Origin of the sequence: Novosphingobium sp. (genome assembly GCF_036820275.1) — a bacterium.
Lineage (GTDB): Bacteria > Pseudomonadota > Alphaproteobacteria > Sphingomonadales > Sphingomonadaceae > Novosphingobium.
The window spans coordinates 44,013-60,976 of record NZ_DAISLT010000003.1; the positions used below are offsets into that span (position 1 = coordinate 44,013).

Genomic DNA, 16,964 nt, shown 5'->3' on the forward strand with positions numbered 1-16,964 from the left:
GTTTCTTCTTGCCTGCGCGGCATTCATTTTTCCGCGATTCCGCGCTAAGGGCCGCGCCATGCAAAATGGCTGTGCTCCCATGACCCCCACCGGCGATAGCGTCGGCCATGCCGCGATATGCGTCGCGGCACTCTATCAGTTCACCCGTTTCGCGGATTTCGCCGCGCTGCGCGCGCCGCTTCTGGCACTCTGCGAGGAAGAAGGCATCAAGGGCACCTTGCTGCTCGCGGCCGAGGGCATCAACGGCACGGTTGCCGGCAGCCACGAAGGCATCGCGCGCCTGCTCGCTCATGTCCGGGCATTGCCGGGCTGCGCCGACGTGGACGTGAAGCTTTCGGGCGCTCAGGATATGCCGTTCCACCGCATGAAAGTCCGCCTCAAGCGCGAGATCGTGACGATGGGGCAGCCCGATATCGATCCGCTCTCGGTGGTCGGCACCTATGTCGAGCCGCAGGACTGGAACGCGCTGATCTCCGATCCCGATACGATCGTGATCGACACCCGCAACGACTACGAAGTGGCGGTCGGCACGTTTGCTGGCGCCATCGACCCGCAAACCGCGACGTTCCGCGACTTCCCCGAGTGGTTCCGCACCGAGCGCGAGAAGCTGCTGGCGGCCGGGCGGGAAGGTGGAAAGCCGCCGAAAGTCGCGATGTTCTGCACCGGCGGCATTCGCTGCGAGAAGTCGACCGCGTTCCTCAAGCAGGAAGGCGTGGAGGAAGTCTTCCACCTCAAGGGCGGCATCCTCAAGTACCTGGAAACGGTGCCCGAGGAAGAGAGTCTGTGGCAAGGCGAGTGCTTCGTGTTCGACCAGCGCGTCACCATCGGTCACGGCCTGGTGCAGGGCAGCCATGCGCTGTGCCACGCCTGTCGCCGCCCGGTGAACGCCGAGGATCAGGTCTCGCCGCTCTACGAGGAAGGCGTCAGCTGCCCGGCTTGCCACCACGAGCGCAGCGACGAGCAGCGCGCCTCCTATCGCGAACGCCACCGCCAGGAAGCGCTCGCGGCAGCACGCGGAGAACTCCATGTCGGTGCAGCGCGCAGGCCGGAGAATGCCGCCGATACCGATGCCGACTGATCCCATCCTCTACAGCTTCCGCCGCTGCCCTTATGCAATGCGGGCGCGGCTGGCGCTGCTGGTGAGCGGCACGGCTTGCGAACTGCGCGAGGTGAAGCTCTCGGCCAAGCCGGCGGAGATGCTGGAAGCTTCGCCCAAGGGAACGGTGCCGGTTCTGGTGCTGCCCGATGGTACAGTGATAGACCAGAGCCTCGACATCATGCGTTGGGCCTTGGAACGCAACGATCCTGAAGACTGGCTCGCTCGCGACGACGCAGCGTTGATCGCGGCCAATGACGGTTCGTTCAAACACGATCTCGATCGCTACAAATACCCCGAGCGTCACGGCAGCGATGCCGTCGCCCACCGAGAGAGCGGCCTCGCCTTTCTACGCGAACTCGATGCGCGGCTGGGGGAGAGTCATCAGCTTTGCGGCGCGACACGTGGAATAACCGACGCGGCGATCATGCCCTTTGTTCGGCAGTTCGCCGCGACGGATCCAGACTGGTTTGCAGAACAGTGCTTGCCCCGCTTGCAAGGGTGGTTAACCGATCATCTGGCATCACCCTTGTTCCGGGCAATTATGTTCCGCACACCGTTGTGGCAGCATGGAAGCTGACTATTATAAATACGGACACAAGACGTTTTTGTACGTGATCTAATCGTCGTTGTCGAAGTCTGGGGTGTAGACGCGGCTCCAGGTCCCATCGCTTTCATACACCTCGTACCAGCCTTCGGTAAGATACGATTCTGCCATCATGGCATCCCTACTTTCATCCTCGGGCAGATGGAGAACGGGCGTGCCTCCAAATATGAATCCGCCCGATGGCAGCAACTTGTATTCGCATCCGTGGGGATCTGTAGACTCGTCAATCAGGTCAGCGAGCTCACTCTCAGAGCAACAGAACACTCCGACGGCAACCTTGTTTTCGATTACTCGGACGAACCAGGGCCCGTGGAGCTCAAGGGGCAGGATCTCGAACATACTTATCCTTTCCATTTAGAAGCTGCTTTTTTCGATTTGTCGAAAGTGACGATACGTTCAAAAGAGGTCCTTAAGGCCGAGCGCGCTTCCGGAGCGGCGCGGGAAATCAATCATTGGAATTGGATATCTGATTGTTCATCCATTGGGTGACGGCGCTCTCCCGCCAGCCGCAGCACCGCACAGCAATGCGGACCGGCGCCGGGAAGGTTCCGGTCTTGACCCGGCGGTAGAGCCGTGCGCGGGACAGGCCCGTGCGGTCGAGCACGGCATTGAGGCGCAGAAAACGATCTGGGGGCATCATGTTCATGTGGCACGTCCTCCGGTTTGATGAGGTGGACTGGCCGGCCGATGAACAAGATTGGGCTAAATTACACCTGTCGCAAGGGCGCTAATTGGCGTTTATTGGATATTGCCGGACAGAATTCCTCAGGATGAACCGCATGGGACATCACGGGACACTCGTGGACACAAAAAAATTTCTGCATCGGACCGGCGATTTCGGTGTTCGCGTCTCATGCCACCTCAGCGCATGCAGTGCTTCGCGATTTTCCCGCATTTAAGACGACCGAACGCTCGGGCGCGCTCCTCTGGCCGAGCCTTCGGTCGTCGTCGATCACCTGCGCCGAGGGCGAAGTCAGGACGGCATAACTCGCCGGCGCGAGGGGGCATGCCCGGTGACATGGCAGACGTGATCGACGAGCCCGCCGACCAGCATCCGCACCTCGTCGGGGGTGAAGCCGCCGTCGTCGGGATGCTTGCCGTCCATGAAGTGGCGGCGGTTCCATTTCCAATAGGGCGCCAGCACCTGAATCAGCCGCGCGGTCTCGGCGCAATCGTAGCCGAACGCGGTGACGTTGGCGTAAGCAAGCGAACGGTCGACATTGAGGCTGATGTAGCGGGCGCACCAGCTGTCCGGAAAACCGACATCGAGTAGATGCGCGGACAGCGCGAGCTGCACGACGATGCCGGTCGAATAGAGGAACTCGGGCCAGCCCCCGGGCGCATCGGGCGCCAGGCTGCCCATGAATTCCTCGGCGCGGGCGTATCGTGCGAGGCTGAGCTTGCGGCCTTCCTGGGTGCGGACCAGTCGCACTGGTTCGGCGCCGTAGATCTTCCACAGCGCTGCGAGCGCAGAATTGTCGCGGGGCAGGGAACTGAGCGCCGCCGCAACGGCGGCCGTTTCATCGGGTGAAGTCGCAGGAACAAGGCTGTTCATTTAGCACCTCCGGGTCCGCATCAGGGCGGGGTTGCGGAAGGCTAAAGGACCATGCGGACCGGTCCCGAACTCCCGCACGCTAACGCGCGGGAGCCGCCGGAGCTGGTAACATGCACACGTCATGCGCCGCCGCCTTTCACCCGAAGGTTTGGACATGCGCGACGGCACCCCGGAAAACCCTGTTTTCCGAGCTTGCTTCGTGTGCGGGATTACCAGTCCCGGCGCTGCCCTTTGCGCAGCGCCCTCACAGGATAACAGACGAGAATCCTTAGGCCAAGGACTGACTGGGCGGGGCGGATCGCGCGGCGCTTCGGCAGTGCGTTGTGGCGTGCCGACCTCGTAGCGGGCTTAGAACAGGAAGCGCGATCTCCGGCGATGCGAACGATGACCGGGATAGAGCTTGCAGGCGGTGCCGTCACCGTCGGCATCGAGCTCGGCGCGGTAGCCCGGCTCGGTGTCCTGGATCGGCGCTCGGCCTGCGGCGCGAGCCTGATCGTAATCGGCATAATAGACCCAGCTGTTGGCACCCGCCGAGAAGCTCTTGTCCGGCAGCAGGCGCGCCGTGAGTTCGCGGATGCTGCTACCTTGCACGCTGAGATAACCGGCACCCCCGCCGACGAGCGCAGCCAGGGCTAAACACATGCCAATACGGCCGATGGTTACGCGCCGGTCCCGGAGAAGTCGGCGCCGGCGGAACTGCCGACCGTGCTGGATCGGCACCGCGCGATACGGCCTGTCTTTGCGCATCGCTTTTTCCCTGGGCTGCCAGCACATCCTGAACATCGGCGTAGTGGACACTTTCGCGACCGGGTGGCTGCTTGAACGGCTCGAAGGCTTTACGGCCACTCATCCGCACATCGCCTTTTCCGTGTCGATTAATAACAACCGGGTCGATCTGGCAGGCGAGGCGCTTCTTTATTCAATTCGCTTCGGCGATGGCGCGTGGCATCGCGCTCATGCCGAACAGCTCATGCGCGCGCCGCTGACGCCGTTGTGCAGTCCATCGGTGGCGAGGCGCCTGAGAACGCCGCAGGATCTGCATCACGAAGTGTCGCTGCGGTCGTATGGTCCCGATGAGTGGCGCGCCTAGTTCGATCTCGCAGGTATCCCGTCACCCGTCCTGCGCGGGCCGATATTCGACAGCTCCGTATCGATGTGAGCGCGGCGATGGCGGGACTTGGTGAAGCTCTCGCGCCGGCGACCATGTTCATGCGCGAGATCGCGGGGGAGCGCCTGATCCAACCTTTTCGGTCGATGTCGATACGGGGTTCTACTGGCTGACCAAGCTGTATTCGCGCAAGATGGAGCCAGCGATGCAGTATTTTCGTGACCGGCTTGTCCGGCAGACCATGGAAGATCGGGTTGAGTAATGCTCGTTGGGCAATCGCTGGCAAAAACTTGAGTAGTGGACCGCGATTAAGAAGATTCCCGGGCGTGAGCGTTTGAGACGATCTGAGAGGGCAAGGTAGTGCGCTTACGTGACTCGAAAGTCATGTCTAACATGCTGAATAAAAATGATTTATATTTTAGGCTAGCCTAGTAAGCCCCCTGATAGGCCCCCAAAAAAATTTTTGTACAAATTGGCAGAAGTTCGAGTCCTGGAGCAAATTTCATACCTTGTTTTTGCATGCTTCAGGGCACTCGAAGGACCGGCGTGTGTTGACAACCGTTAGCCCTGGGGCGGGGGGACGATGCCCATCGAGACGAACAGTTTTCTGAGACCCACGTCGGACATGCCGATCTTGGTGGCAAGGTCGTGCATCGGTTCGGACCAGGCAAACCTGATGAGGTCTTCGGGCAGAACCTGGATACCGTTCCATGCAGGATAGTAGCGCGACATGGGTCGTCCTTCGTGGGCAGGGGCCTGAATTTGTATTGAGTGGATAATCCAGATTGAAGTCCGGCTGTCCCGCGCGCCGCGCGGCCGGGCTCTATTTCGCTGCGCTCAACCGAGCCGCCTTACGGCGTCTCGTCCCTGACGGGTGACGATCCCTGACAGGGGCGGCCTGGTGGGCCGGATGTTGTCGCCGTGCCTTGCGGCCCGGCGGCGTATGCCTCGGCTCCAGGGTGACGGGGGGCGTCACGGACCGATAGCCCCGCCATGGCGCGCCGCAACCTGGGCGTTGCCAGGTCCTCCTCTTCGTTCCGGCCCTTCGGGTGCACCCCGCCATCCTGGCGAGGCTCTTGGTCCGCTCCTGCCGCCCCCCGCCACCCCGGCGCCGGTCATTGGCGGTTGAAGAAAGGAGTAGGGTAATGAGCCAGATTCAGCGTCTTGGCCTGTATGAAGAGGTCACTTCCCGCATCATCGCCGAGCTTGAAGAGGGGCGGCTTCCCTGGGTGCGGCCGTGGGACAGCACGCGGTGTCCCTGCATGATGCCGCGCAATGCGGTGTCCGGGCGGATCTATTCCGGGATCAATGTCCTGATCCTGTGGTGCGAGGCGGTCGAACGCGAGTTCGCTTCGCAACGCTGGTTGACCTACCGGCAGGCACAGCAGGCTGGCGGGAATGTCCGGCGCGGCGAGAAGGGGACGGTCATTTGTTATGCCGATCGCTTCACGCCCCAGGACGAGGCGGACAAGGCGCGCGGCGAGGACCGGGAGGTAAGGACGATTGCCTTTCTCAAGCGCTTTGTCGTCTTCAATCTGGATCAGATCGACGGGCTGCCAGAGCGGTTCGAGGAGGCCGGTACGGTGCCGGATCCGATTCTTGCGATTGCCGAGGTCGACCGGCTGATTGCCGCTACCGGCGCAGATTTTCGGATTGGCGGGGATGAGGCCTATTACTCCCCCAAGCACGACTATGTGCAGGTTCCGCCGCAGGCTGCCTTCCATGAACCGGTTAACTGGTTTCGCACCGCACTGCATGAGCTGGGGCACTGGAGCGGGCATACCAGTCGTTTGAACCGGGATCATACCGGGCGGTTTGGATCGGCCTCGTACGCCAGGGAAGAACTGGTCGCGGAGATGACGGCGGCCTTCGCTTGCGCCTCGCTCGGGATCCATCCGACGGTGCGGCATTCGGACTATATCGGGTCCTGGCTTGAGGTTCTGCGTGCCGATGAAAAGGCGATCTTCCGGGCGGCCAGTGCCGCCAGCAAGGCGGCCGATTTCCTCCTCGCATTCGGGGAGGAAGCGGCATGAGAGGCCTTCGCTTTTCGCTGCGGTGGCGCAGGGGCAGGGGCGCTCTTCGCGTACCTCCTGCGCAGCCGATCTTGCCCCACGCCATCGATCTGGAAGCGTTGGGGGAGCCGCCGCCCGGACTGGTGGAGCGGCTGGAAGCGGTCATGGCAGCACTGCCTGCCGTGGATCGTGAAGTGTTCCTTGCCGTGCGTATCGACAACATGAGCTATGTGGAAATCGCCCGGCGCACCGGCCGTTCGGTGAAGGACATCGAGAAACGGATGAGCAGGGCCATTGGCGCCATCACCCGAATGCTGGAGGAGAGCGGCGGGGTTTAGCCCCGCCGTCTTTTCCTTGCACGTGCCACCCCTTACGCCCACAGTCGAGCCAAGCCCATGAAGACCGATCTCGACCATCTCCCCGACCGCAAGCGCCACGATCTCGAACGCGTGGTGCAGATCATCTTTTCGGAATTCGAGGATGCACGCGCGCTTTCCACCCAGAAGTGGAAGCGGGAAGGGCGGATCGCCCAGATCATTCTCTATGGCTCCTACGCCCGGGGAAACTGGATCGAGGATCACGAGGGCGGGTATTATTCCGATTACGATATCCTCGTGATCGTCAACGACGAGCGGCTGGCCGACCCGGAGTATTGGCACCGTGCGCAGGATCACTTGATGCGCGAATGGAGCATCGCCAAGCGCATCTCGGCGCCGGTGGGCATGGTGGTCCACAGCATGGCCGATGTGAATGGTCAGCTCTCGCGCAGCCGTCCCTTTTTCATGGATGTCGTGCGCGAGGGCGTGGTTCTCTACTCGCTCGAAGAGCAGCACTTCGAGATGCCCAAGCCGCTGGATACGGCGGTGGCATTCCTGGAGGCCGAGCATAACTACAAGCAGTGGTTTGGGAGTGCCGCCGAGTTCCTGGATCTTTCTCATGATGCAATAAAGAAAGGGTACAAGAATCGCGCGGCTTTCCTGCTCCATCAGGCGACAGAGCATGCCTATCACGCCGTCCTGTTGACGCTGACGCTTTACAGTCCGAAATCGCACAATATCGAGTTTCTGCGGAACAAGAGCGAGGACATCGCCCGCGATCTGATCCCGGTATGGCCGCGAGACACAAAGTTCGCTCGGCGATGTTTCGAGCTGCTCCAGCAAGCCTACGTCAAGGCAAGATACTCGCCTTACTACACGATCCGGGACGTCGAACTGGAGTGGGTCGTCCAGCGCGTGGAAATGCTCCATGCGCTGACGAAAGAGGTCTGCGAGACCCATCTGAGGAAGAACGGCAGCCACATCTAGGCGCGCTGGTTCCTTCAAATCGAGCGCCGAATCCAGGGCGTCGCCGTGACCGGCGACGCCGTTTCTCTGTCAGGTTTTCGTTGCGAAAATCGGCGTGATCCGATCGGTTCGCTGCTTGAAATTCTTCTCCTTTGGCGGCCTGGTTACACCCCGAAAGGAGTATGTGCGGCACCTGCGAGCGAGACCAAATCGGCGAGCTTTGACCCGATATCACCCAGCAGGCCCCGTCCGGCACCGCCGCTGAAAACCTGCAGACCTGTGGAAGTGGCAACAAGCAGGGTTCTTGATGTTGCCGTATGCTTGCCGTCGGAAGGCGGCCTGGCGCTTCGGAGAACATGGCAGAGGAGAGGGGGGGAGGACAGGAGAGGGTAAGAAGGGGGAGGGCAAGTTAAAAGGCGTCGTCTCGCGCAGCGACCCAACTTGTTGTCTGCACATCGTTTTTTGCGAGACTCGGGGTGTGGAATGGCTGAACCTTGCCTCCACCGGTGGAGGTTTTGCCACGGAAATGGCGCGATTCCAAGGGTTTGGGCTGCTACGGCGATGGAGGCCCTTGAAGCCAGGCGCGCGCAATCCTTCATCGAGGTCTTTGCCGGTGAGGTACGGGCGATGGATGATGACTTCCAGGTATGGCTAGGCCATGTCGGCAAGGAACGGCCTCTTCGGCATGACCTGCGCCGCGCTATCAATCAGGCCGGAGGGGCGCGGCGAACCTCGGGTGGCGGGAAGGGGCGTTTCACCGGCAGTCGGACTGGCCGTGGCGGCGTTACCGGAAAGTTGCTGGGAAGCGGCGATCGGTTTGGCGGGCCGCGCTCGCGCCGGGTCATCGTCAAGACCCGCTATGTGAAGCTGGCCGGAAAAGGCGCGAAGGCCGCCGCCGCGCATCTGCGTTACCTTCAGCGTGACGGCACCACCCGTGAGGGCGAGCGCGGCACGCTCTACGGTCCGGAAATCGAAGCTGCGGATGGCAAGGCCTTTCTCGAGCGCGGTGCCGGCGATCGCCACCAGTTCCGCTTCATCGTCTCGCCCGAGGACGGCCAGCACTACGAGGATTTGAAACACCTCACGCGCCGGCTGATGCAGCAGGTCGAAAAGGACCTCGATACCCGCCTCGAATGGGTGGCGGTCGATCACTACAACACCGGCCATCCCCATACCCACATCGTCGTGCGCGGCGTCGACGAGCGCGGCCAGGACCTGATCATCGCCCGCGACTATATCAGCAGCGGTATTGCCGCCCGTGCTTCGGAGATCGTCAGCCTCGATCTCGGCCCGCGCACCGAACTGGAAATACAGGAAGCGCGGCGCTCCGAGATTACTGCCGAACGCTTCACCCGCCTCGATCGAACTTTGCTGACATCGCTCGATGAGCAAGGACTGGCGCCCGCCTGGCACCGTGATCCTGTCGAGCAGGGCCTGCGCGCAGCGCGCCTTGGCACGCTCGTTCGCATGGGGCTCGCAATCGAAGAGGAGAAGGGCCGCTACCGCCTCGATCCCGATATCGAGAGTACCCTGCGGACGATGGGAAGGCGCGGCGACATCATCGCCACCATGCATGAGCGCCTGAAAGCACGTCCGGAACTGGCCCCCCACGACTACGCCATCTTCGAGCCCGGCACGGACCGCGCTATCGTCGGACGCATCGAGGCTCGCGGGCTCTCCGACGAGCACCGGGATCGCCATTACATGATCGTCGAGGCCACCGACGGCCGCACCCACTACGTCGACCTTGGACACGAACTGGCGGATGGTGCCATGCAGGGTCGGTTGGTCAGGATCGAGCAGGCGCGCTTCGGCACCCGCATTGCCGATCGCAACGTCGCCGAAATCGCCGCTGCCAATGGCGGGGCCTACAGCGCCGCGAAGCACCTTGCTCATGACCCTACGGCCACCCACGAATATGCCCAGGCCCATGTGCGGCGTCTTGAGGCCGTTCGGCGGGCGCAGGGCGGGGTGGAGCGGCATCTCGACGGCAGCTGGACAATTCCCGCAGATCATCTTGAGCGGGTTAAGCAGTACGAACAGCGCTTGAAGCAAAGCCGTCCGGTCACAGTGGAGGTTCTGGCCGAACGGCCCCTGGAGCAGTTGGTTCGCCATGATGGGCCGACCTGGCTCGACCGGCAATGCGTTGCGAAAGATCCCGAGCAGCTTCAGGGCCGAATGGGGGGCGAGGTACGCGGTGCGCTTCAGCAGCGCCGGCAATGGCTGATCGAGCAGGATCTCGCCGAGCAGGACGGCAACACGGTCCGCTTCAAGGCGAACCTCCTTGCCAATCTTCAGCAGCGCGAGCTTCGCCGCGTGGCTGGTCAGCTCTCGGAGGAACTGGGCATTCCCTTCGCGGAAAACCGGCATGCCCATATCGATGGCACCTATCGCCGGGCCGTGGAAATCGGCGGTGAGAAGTTTGCCCTGATCGAAAAATCGCGGGAATTTACGCTGGTGCCTTGGCGCCCCGAACTGGAGAGGAACCTGAACCAGCAGGTGTCGGGGATCATGCGCGAAGCGGGAATCACCTGGCGGCGCGGGCTCGATCGCGGTGGGCCCGAAATCTCATGATGGTCACGAGATGCCGCGGAAAGTACCCTGGGTGCACCAGAGAGTATCTTTCTCGGCGGCTGGCCGGCTGGCATCCTGGCGGGCATGCAGACGCGCAAGACCCGCCATCAGCTTTACCTGCCCGATCACCTCTCGGCGCGCCTCGACGCGCTGGCGGCGGCGCCGAACAATTCCAAGACCGCGATCATGACCGAGGCGCTTGGCACCTGGTTCGAGCGCCGTGAGGATGTCGACGCGGAGAGACAGTTCGGGAAGAAGCTGGCGCAGCAGGTGAGGGTGGTCGAGCGAATCGAGCGGAGGCTCGATTACCTCACCGAAGTGGTTGGGCTCTTCGTACGACATCAACTGACGCTGACGGCGCACCATCCGGGATTCGATGCGGTGACCCGAAAGCTGGGTCAGGCTCGATATGACGCCTTCGTCCGGCTGGTTGCGGAGCAGGCCGCTCGAAGCGGAGGCGAAAAGGCGGGTGAAGGTCGGATCCCGAACAAAGGAGCGAAATGATGGATGAAGAACGGGCACGAGCAACTAGCAGCAAGCACGTCCATCAGCCGCTGACCGAACCTCTGGCCGTTCGAATTCCCGAAGCTTGCCGCTTGACCGGGATCGGACGCTCGAAGCTCTATCAGATGATCGCCCGCGGTGACATCGAGACCATCAAGGTCGGAGCGATCACTCTGGTGCCAATGCGAACACTCCGGCGGTTGATCGAGCGTCCTTGATTGGGACATTCGCGACGGTCGGCTTACGGCGTTACTCTCGCCAAAGCTGTCATTCACTGGGCGCTGCTCCGCAACTCTATGATCCTGCCTAACGACGAGCTCCGGCGTTCCGCAGGCTGAACTCGTGGCTGCGTTCGGCTAGCCGGACTATCGCTTTGGATCAGATCAAAAGCTGGACATTGCATTCGGACCGATGACGTTTCACATTTGGCGACTACAGAGGACGTATCGCTATAATCTGGCGTGTTCCGCATTATATGAAAGTCGCAGCGGAGGGCGCGCAGGGGCAATGAGCACAGTCTTCTGGTCATGGCAAAGTGATCTCGAGCCTCGCGTCACGCGCAATTTGATCCGCGATGCTCTCGCGCTGGCCATTGATGATCTCGATGCTGAGCTGGAGGAGCGCCATGAGCTGACCTCGGACACGAAAGGCGTCGCCGGATCGCCTGATATCGTTACCACCATCCTCGCCAAAATCGAGTCGGCCAAGGTGTTCGTCGGCGATGTCACACCTATCGCCGTCGCAGCCAGCGGGAAGGCCCTGGCCAATCCGAATGTTCTGATCGAACTCGGCTATGCGAAGCGAGCGATCGGACTCGAGCGCGTGATCACGGTGTGGAATACGGCCTATCCGGGTGCGACGATTGAGCAGCTTCCGTTCGACATGCGTGGTCGGCGTGGTCCGATGAGTTTCCACTTGCCGGAACGCGCCGAGACGGCGGAACTACGTATTGAGCGCGAAAAGCTCCGCTATGCGTTGCGCGAGGCGCTCCGCGCGTCGATCGCGGTAGCGACTCCGGCCCTGCCGGAGCAGGGTGTGTCAGCATGGCAGGAAGCCCATCCTGCCGATCCGGCCCTATGGTTCGATCCCGCAAAGCCGCTCACGATCAACGAAGATGGCTCGCCAGGTACCAAGACTCTGGCCCCTGGCCCCTATGGTTATGTGCGGATCAAGCCCCGCCACTGGATCGCGCCGCGCGAGACAATCCATGACGGAGTGCGGCCTCAGATCATGGGTCCGACCCAAGGCTACAGCTGGGGCGCCACAAGAGGCGGGTTTATCGTCTACAGCGGGAGCCTGCGCGCATCCGGCGAGCGCCAGCTCACTAATTGCGTGATGCAATTTCGCAGTACGGGCGAACTCTGGGGCATCGATCCCTTCATTGCGGACCATGAGGATCGAGCCCTGTTCTTCGCTGACGCGCTCATTTCGCACATCAACGATTTTCTCGATGGAAATTTGAGCGTCCTCCAGGCTCAGGGGGCGAAGGGCCCCTATGACGTCATGATCGGCGCGACGGGCCTGGAGGGGCTCCACTGGATTTCGGACACCCGCTGGGGCGGCCGACCCATCGCTCTTGAGCCGAGCGCCCAGGCGCAGTTCAGCTTGAACGGTCTCGGCGAAGAGGAGCGTCTTAGCGCGCTCGATACTGCCTGGGGCGAGATCGCGGCCGTGTTTGGAGTGACCCAGCCACCCAGGCCGACGCTCGTCCAGCAGATCCGGGGGTTCTGATGCTGCGCTTCACCGATTTGCTGGAGCAGGCGAGCTTCGAGGCCGGCAAGGTGCGGCTGCTCCGCCACCAGACCAAGGCGCCGAATGGCCGAACACCCTATCTCCTGTGGCGCGACGATCTCCCGGCATTCGAGGAGTATCAAAGCGTCCAGACGGCGGGAAACCGCGCCGGGCTCGCGGCGGCCTTTTGGGCGAGCTTCGTCGCGCCAACCGGGGGGACTCTGTTCGTTGGTATCTACTCGGCCAGACGCATCGGCATGGCAGACCCATCGTGGATCGATCCCCTCCATGGGGTCTCGGGGGTTCATCTCACTCAGGACGCTCTCGACACTTACGAGACTGCCCGCATTGACGCGCTCGCCGACTATATCGGTCGGCTCTGGATCGAGTGGTGCGCGGGCGCGCGATCCTGGGTACAGCGCCCGGATAGGCAGAATAAGCCGATCGCCGAGCTGACCCGCACGTTTCAGGAGGACGCCTTTCCAGGCTATACCCACTTCGTCGCGAACGTGTCCGAAGTCCAATCCTTGCCTGCGACCTGGGTTTCGGCCCTGCGTGCTGCGCGTGGAGTCTATCTGCTCACATCGGCCAAAACCAGGGTGCAATATGTCGGATCGGCGACGGGCGACGGAGGCTTTTTCGGACGTTGGCAGAGCTACGCTCAGGATGGCCATGGCGGCAACATCGGTCTCAAGAGCAGCGAGCCGAGTGACTATCAGGTCAGCATCCTGGAAGCGAGCAGCTCGTCCGCGAGCTATGACGAGATCATCGCGGTCGAGCAGCTCTGGAAGCGGAAGCTCCAGAGCCGCGAGATGGGCCTCAACCGGAACTGACGATCCATGGCCAATGCCCTGACCCCTGACGAACTTGGTGAAGCCGGCGAGAATCTGTTCGCCAAGCTGTGCGCTCAGGCCAAGCTAATCTGCAGCCGAACTAGCCGTGACAGGGCGGGTTGGGACTTTCGGGTCGAGTTCCCGATGGAGACGTCAGCGGACGAGACGCTCGATCAGCGCGACCCGCGCGCCTGCATGGTGCAACTCAAATGCACGGCGGGCGAGAGCGGATCAGTGCGTGCCCGGCTATCCGCGATGGAACGCCTCGCCAAGGATCGCGGGCCCGCGGCAATCATCGTCTTTCGGATGCGTCCCGACGGCACCGAGTTGATGGGCTATGTTCTTCACCTGCTCAACAAGGATCTGGCCAAGATCCTGCGCCGCTTGCGGGTCGCCGAGGCCGATGGACGCACCGACATCAACCATATCTGGATGTCCTTCGACTATCGCAAAGGGCGAAAGTTCAAGCCCGACGCCGATGGTCTGCGCCAAGCGCTGGCTGCGATCTGTCCCGCCGATGTTGATGCCTATGTCGAGACGAAGCGCCATCAGCTTGCCACTCTTGGCTATGAGGATGGGGAGAGGCTGGAGGGCGACGCGCTGATCTGGATCGAGGACCAAGATCACTTCCTCAAGATCATCTCGGGCCAGGTGCCGCTCAAGCCTGTTCAGCTTCAGGCCTATGACCGCCGTTTCGGCATACGCGTACCCTATAAGGGCACGCTTCTCGAAAGCGTGGAAGAATTCCCGATCGACCTGCCGACCATCGGTCCTTGCACGATTATCGTGCGCGCCGGCCCGCTAACGCCGGCCGCCGTCTTCGAGTGCGAGACTGCTGTTCCGTTCCCGGTCCAAGGCGGTCCCATGCTCTCGATCCGGCATCCTGCCCTCAACTTCCTCTTCTTCGAGGGCAACTTCCACCTCGAGAGCGTTGGCAACTTCAAGACGGACCAGCATGATCTTGCGACCTGGATCCCGTTGCTGCGCGCTCTGACCTATCTTGCGAGCGGCGATGCTACCGTAGAGCTTGAATTCGGCGGCGCGCGAATACCCCGCATACCTACGCCCGAGGGGCTGGACGGCCCCTATCTCGACGAACTTCCTCGTCTCCTCGAATTTGTTGAGCGCTTCGGAAAGGCGCTCGAGATAGCCGGGATCGTAAACTCTCAACCCTTCAGCCTTGAGGACATCTGGGCGACTCTCGCTATGCAGATGTCGCTCGACATTATGTTCAACGTGCAGTCTGCGGCGTGCTTCGAATTCGATGCGATCGGCGGCGTCACTGATGAAGAGCGGCTCGAAGCGATCTATTTCAACACAGTAGAATTTGCAGGGCGCGGCATCACGTTCGCGACCAAAGTCATGCTGGAGCGCAGCGGTGAGCGATCGAATGCCTTCAAGTCAACCGGCTTCACGCTGCTCGATGTTCGACCCGCTGTGGTAGATCTCGACGAATATGGAGCCGAAATGGCGACGACGCATGGCGCCAATGTCGTCATAGATCCGAAGAACGTCACTATGGTCAGCCGACCGGCGAGCGGCAGATGAACAGTGCCAACGGCCAAGTCTGCCAAGCCCCGACCTGCACGGCAACCGACCTTTGCCGAGCACATATCGTACCGCAAGGTTTCGCGCGCGCGTTGAGCGGGCCGGGCGGCCACAATCGCGCGGTGCAAGCTGATGGCTCTAAGCCCGCCAATCAACCGAACGGACCGTTCGATACTGCGATCCTTTGCGCGCCGTGCGGCAAGCGGCTTGGCACCTATGACGAGTATGCCATCGCTTTCTGCGCGGGCTTGCAGCCCGGACGGAGCGAACCCACTGGCAGGCTCTTCATTCATGATACCTTTGATGGAGAGCGCTTTGCTCGGGCAATGCTTGCGATCCTGTGGCGAGCGTCGATCAGCCAACGAAACGAATGGGCAGGTGTAGCGCTGGGACCGCATGAGGATCGCGCCGCCGACTTGCTCTTCTGCGACACGCCCATGGCGGGGCAGCACTTGTTTGAATTTGCCCTTCTTCGCTACGCGTCGGTCGAGCTCGACACCCGCAAGTTCGTTTTCCTCCCGATCCGGATCCGGTCAGGTGCGATCAACATGTATGCGTTGGGCGTGGGTGGATTCATGGTGTTGGCGAAGGTGGACCAGCGGCCGTTCGATGCCCCGATGCGGCGTTTCGTGATCAATGGCGCGCGCCGTCTTGAGAGTGCCTATCTGCGCTTCGAGGAGACCGGTGAATTCGCCTTTTTCCGGGATGCAGCAGCGCAGGAGCGGGCGCGTCAGGGACTAGTACGATGATGCGGTAGGCTCGGGTGGCGATCATTTCGCGGAGAAGGGATATGACCGCTGGCGGCGTCCGCCGAACGGCCGACGGCGCCATCTGGGTCCGCTGCGTGCCGATGGGCGTGCTTCGCTAAGGGCCAGCCTCGATCAACTGCTGCAGCAACGCTGTCAGTTGAACGGCATGCCCGCGCCAACTCTGACCAAGCTCATATAATCGTGCCATTTTCGAACAGCCTCGGTCGAAATCTGCGGTTTCTGGCACGAAGCCGTCGTTCGCAATCACCTCCTTGATCGGCTGCTTTAGGCGATAGCGGACGCCTCCTCCGACGGTTGGGACCGGTCATCCGGTAAGGCCGACAACGGATGACGAGCCATAGACCATAGCGAGTCACGGAATGTTTCATTTAGCCAGTGATCACTGGTGTCGATCACCCTACACTGAAGCGGATACCTATAACCGAAACAGATCGCTTCTATGACTCAACTGACCAGAACCAATATCGAACTCGCTACCAAGGCTTATGGCGCCGCACGGGCGGCGGTCCAGAACTGCCATGCGCAGGTGAACGCCTACGCTGATGCGGATGAGAACCGCCCCGACGAATTCGACCCGGAGGAATATCTGCAGGATATGGCGGCACAGTTGGAGGACCTCAGCCGGAAGGCCATCGATGCACTGCGGATCCTGCTTGAGCTGCTCGGCCTCGATGCGACGCGCATCGACTTCGACGACCAAGTCGCTGTGTTCGAAGCGGCCGACTTCACGAAGGTCGGATACTTCGACGAATATTACGGTGCAAACAACGTCGTAGTGGACGCAGTGAGTCGGCGACTTGATCGCATCGCGCCGCTCCTCGAAATTCCGATGGATGTAAGGACCGAGAGACGCGTGCTCGCCCGGATGCTGCGGCAGACCGCGCACTACCTCGATGCGTTAAAGAATGTACCGACTAGGGAAAAAGACGTGCAGGACGCTCTTCAGCCGGCGCTACGGCTAGTGTTCCCCGACGTCATCCGCGAACCACCCATCCCCAAGCAGACCAAGACCTATCATCCGGACTTCGGCATTGACTCCATCGCGACGGCGGTCGAGGTAAAGTTCGCCGATGACAAGCAGAAAGCGAAGTCAGCGATTGGCGAGCTCTATGAAGATATGAAGGGCTACGCGGCCAGTGAATTCACGTTCTTTATCGGACTTGTCTACCTGACGGGCGCCTATCTTTCTCAGGATCAGGTCAATGCCGAGATGAAGAAGGTTGGCACTCCGAAGAACTGGCGCGTTTACTTGGTATTCGGCGACGGGAAGCCCAAACCCAAGCGTGGCCCGTCAGAATCCAAGAAGCCGCAGCCACGTGAGGGATGACGAGGTCGCGGCTGGC

Annotated in this window: 19 protein-coding genes; 14 read left to right on the forward strand and 5 right to left on the reverse strand. The window is 61.6% G+C overall.

Annotated elements, in window-relative coordinates; translation table 11 throughout:
* Positions 1-79: 79 nt before the first annotated feature.
* Positions 80-1,078 carry an oxygen-dependent tRNA uridine(34) hydroxylase TrhO gene (gene trhO / locus V7066_RS03015; RefSeq protein WP_334181764.1) on the forward strand — a complete coding sequence of 333 codons (999 nt, stop codon included), beginning with the start codon at positions 80-82 and terminating at the stop codon, positions 1,076-1,078.
* On the forward strand, positions 1,068-1,676 hold the full coding sequence (locus V7066_RS03020) for a glutathione S-transferase (RefSeq protein WP_334181963.1): 609 nt from the start codon (positions 1,068-1,070) through the stop codon (positions 1,674-1,676). The genes trhO and V7066_RS03020 overlap by 11 nt, the downstream gene beginning before the upstream one ends.
* A gap of 39 nt (positions 1,677-1,715) precedes the next feature.
* Here the strand turns inward: V7066_RS03020 and V7066_RS03025 are convergent, their stop codons facing one another.
* The 4 genes from V7066_RS03025 to V7066_RS03040 all read right to left on the reverse strand — a co-directional run bounded on the left by V7066_RS03025 (position 1,716) and on the right by V7066_RS03040 (position 4,005).
* The gene (locus V7066_RS03025) at positions 1,716-2,042 is read right to left on the reverse strand and encodes a hypothetical protein (protein ID WP_334181765.1); all 327 of its coding nucleotides are present in this window, start codon (positions 2,040-2,042) and stop codon (positions 1,716-1,718) included.
* A 106-nt stretch (positions 2,043-2,148) separates the two neighbouring features.
* Positions 2,149-2,349: a helix-turn-helix transcriptional regulator gene (locus V7066_RS03030; protein WP_334181766.1), complete on the reverse strand. Its 201-nt coding sequence runs from the start codon at positions 2,347-2,349 to the stop codon at positions 2,149-2,151.
* A gap of 327 nt (positions 2,350-2,676) precedes the next feature.
* Positions 2,677-3,258 carry a hypothetical protein gene (locus tag V7066_RS03035; RefSeq protein WP_334181767.1) on the reverse strand — a complete coding sequence of 194 codons (582 nt, stop codon included), beginning with the start codon at positions 3,256-3,258 and terminating at the stop codon, positions 2,677-2,679.
* 348 nt (positions 3,259-3,606) lie between these two features.
* Entirely contained in the window at positions 3,607-4,005 is a 399-nt protein-coding gene (locus tag V7066_RS03040) for an excalibur calcium-binding domain-containing protein (protein ID WP_334181768.1), read from the reverse strand.
* Here V7066_RS03040 and V7066_RS03045 point away from each other — a divergent pair.
* Positions 3,998-4,348: a LysR substrate-binding domain-containing protein gene (locus V7066_RS03045; RefSeq protein WP_334181769.1), complete on the forward strand. Its 351-nt coding sequence runs from the start codon at positions 3,998-4,000 to the stop codon at positions 4,346-4,348. The two genes, V7066_RS03040 and V7066_RS03045, sit on opposite strands and share 8 nt — an antisense overlap.
* Positions 4,349-4,927: 579 nt before the next feature.
* On the opposite strand, the gene V7066_RS03050 is transcribed toward V7066_RS03045, so the two are convergent.
* Positions 4,928-5,098, reverse strand: coding sequence for a hypothetical protein (locus V7066_RS03050; RefSeq protein ID WP_334181770.1), 171 nt, complete (start codon positions 5,096-5,098; stop codon positions 4,928-4,930).
* Positions 5,099-5,511: 413 nt separating this feature from the next.
* Between V7066_RS03050 and V7066_RS03055 the strand changes: the two genes are divergently transcribed.
* The 11 genes from V7066_RS03055 (at position 5,512) to V7066_RS03105 (ending at position 16,948) form a co-directional block, all read left to right on the forward strand.
* The gene (locus V7066_RS03055) at positions 5,512-6,399 is read left to right on the forward strand and encodes an ArdC family protein (protein WP_334181771.1); all 888 of its coding nucleotides are present in this window, start codon (positions 5,512-5,514) and stop codon (positions 6,397-6,399) included.
* Between the two features lie 71 nt (positions 6,400-6,470).
* Positions 6,471-6,716, forward strand: a complete 246-nt coding sequence (locus V7066_RS03060) for an RNA polymerase sigma factor (protein WP_334181772.1) — start codon at positions 6,471-6,473, stop codon at positions 6,714-6,716.
* Positions 6,717-6,773: 57 nt separating this feature from the next.
* A complete protein-coding gene (locus tag V7066_RS03065; RefSeq protein WP_334181773.1) occupies positions 6,774-7,682 on the forward strand; it encodes a nucleotidyltransferase and HEPN domain-containing protein in 909 nt (302 codons plus the stop codon).
* A gap of 540 nt (positions 7,683-8,222) precedes the next feature.
* On the forward strand, positions 8,223-10,235 hold the full coding sequence (gene rlxS, locus V7066_RS03070; protein ID WP_334181774.1) for a relaxase/mobilization nuclease RlxS: 2,013 nt from the start codon (positions 8,223-8,225) through the stop codon (positions 10,233-10,235).
* Between the two features lie 84 nt (positions 10,236-10,319).
* Positions 10,320-10,739 carry a CopG family transcriptional regulator gene (locus V7066_RS03075; protein WP_334181775.1) on the forward strand — a complete coding sequence of 140 codons (420 nt, stop codon included), beginning with the start codon at positions 10,320-10,322 and terminating at the stop codon, positions 10,737-10,739.
* Positions 10,736-10,957, forward strand: coding sequence for a helix-turn-helix domain-containing protein (locus V7066_RS03080; protein ID WP_334181776.1), 222 nt, complete (start codon positions 10,736-10,738; stop codon positions 10,955-10,957). Before V7066_RS03075 ends, V7066_RS03080 begins: the two co-directional genes overlap by 4 nt.
* 289 nt (positions 10,958-11,246) lie before the next feature.
* Entirely contained in the window at positions 11,247-12,470 is a 1,224-nt protein-coding gene (locus V7066_RS03085; protein WP_334181777.1) for a hypothetical protein, read from the forward strand.
* Positions 12,470-13,303, forward strand: a complete 834-nt coding sequence (locus tag V7066_RS03090) for a GIY-YIG nuclease family protein (protein WP_334181778.1) — start codon at positions 12,470-12,472, stop codon at positions 13,301-13,303. The genes V7066_RS03085 and V7066_RS03090 overlap by 1 nt, the downstream gene beginning before the upstream one ends.
* 6 nt (positions 13,304-13,309) lie before the next feature.
* Entirely contained in the window at positions 13,310-14,851 is a 1,542-nt protein-coding gene (locus V7066_RS03095) for a hypothetical protein (protein ID WP_334181779.1), read from the forward strand.
* Positions 14,848-15,600, forward strand: coding sequence for a hypothetical protein (locus V7066_RS03100; protein ID WP_334181780.1), 753 nt, complete (start codon positions 14,848-14,850; stop codon positions 15,598-15,600). The genes V7066_RS03095 and V7066_RS03100 overlap by 4 nt, the downstream gene beginning before the upstream one ends.
* 460 nt (positions 15,601-16,060) lie before the next feature.
* Positions 16,061-16,948, forward strand: a complete 888-nt coding sequence (locus V7066_RS03105) for a hypothetical protein (protein ID WP_334181781.1) — start codon at positions 16,061-16,063, stop codon at positions 16,946-16,948.
* The last annotated feature ends 16 nt before the right edge of the window (positions 16,949-16,964 follow it).

Bases quoted from the DNA above. Each gene is read 5' to 3' on its own strand.
- trhO (WP_334181764.1), top strand. From the start codon at position 80: ATGACCCCCACCGGCGATAGCGTCGGCCATGCCGCGATATGCGTCGCG.
- V7066_RS03020 (WP_334181963.1), top strand. From the start codon at position 1,068: ATGCCGACTGATCCCATCCTCTACAGCTTCCGCCGCTGCCCTTATGCA.
- V7066_RS03025 (WP_334181765.1), bottom strand. From the start codon at position 2,042: ATGTTCGAGATCCTGCCCCTTGAGCTCCACGGGCCCTGGTTCGTCCGA.
- V7066_RS03030 (WP_334181766.1), bottom strand. From the start codon at position 2,349: ATGAACATGATGCCCCCAGATCGTTTTCTGCGCCTCAATGCCGTGCTC.
- V7066_RS03035 (WP_334181767.1), bottom strand. From the start codon at position 3,258: ATGAACAGCCTTGTTCCTGCGACTTCACCCGATGAAACGGCCGCCGTT.
- V7066_RS03040 (WP_334181768.1), bottom strand. From the start codon at position 4,005: ATGCGCAAAGACAGGCCGTATCGCGCGGTGCCGATCCAGCACGGTCGG.
- V7066_RS03050 (WP_334181770.1), bottom strand. From the start codon at position 5,098: ATGTCGCGCTACTATCCTGCATGGAACGGTATCCAGGTTCTGCCCGAA.
- V7066_RS03055 (WP_334181771.1), top strand. From the start codon at position 5,512: ATGAGCCAGATTCAGCGTCTTGGCCTGTATGAAGAGGTCACTTCCCGC.
- V7066_RS03065 (WP_334181773.1), top strand. From the start codon at position 6,774: ATGAAGACCGATCTCGACCATCTCCCCGACCGCAAGCGCCACGATCTC.
- rlxS (WP_334181774.1), top strand. From the start codon at position 8,223: ATGGAGGCCCTTGAAGCCAGGCGCGCGCAATCCTTCATCGAGGTCTTT.
- V7066_RS03075 (WP_334181775.1), top strand. From the start codon at position 10,320: ATGCAGACGCGCAAGACCCGCCATCAGCTTTACCTGCCCGATCACCTC.
- V7066_RS03080 (WP_334181776.1), top strand. From the start codon at position 10,736: ATGATGGATGAAGAACGGGCACGAGCAACTAGCAGCAAGCACGTCCAT.
- V7066_RS03085 (WP_334181777.1), top strand. From the start codon at position 11,247: ATGAGCACAGTCTTCTGGTCATGGCAAAGTGATCTCGAGCCTCGCGTC.
- V7066_RS03090 (WP_334181778.1), top strand. From the start codon at position 12,470: ATGCTGCGCTTCACCGATTTGCTGGAGCAGGCGAGCTTCGAGGCCGGC.
- V7066_RS03095 (WP_334181779.1), top strand. From the start codon at position 13,310: ATGGCCAATGCCCTGACCCCTGACGAACTTGGTGAAGCCGGCGAGAAT.
- V7066_RS03100 (WP_334181780.1), top strand. From the start codon at position 14,848: ATGAACAGTGCCAACGGCCAAGTCTGCCAAGCCCCGACCTGCACGGCA.
- V7066_RS03105 (WP_334181781.1), top strand. From the start codon at position 16,061: ATGACTCAACTGACCAGAACCAATATCGAACTCGCTACCAAGGCTTAT.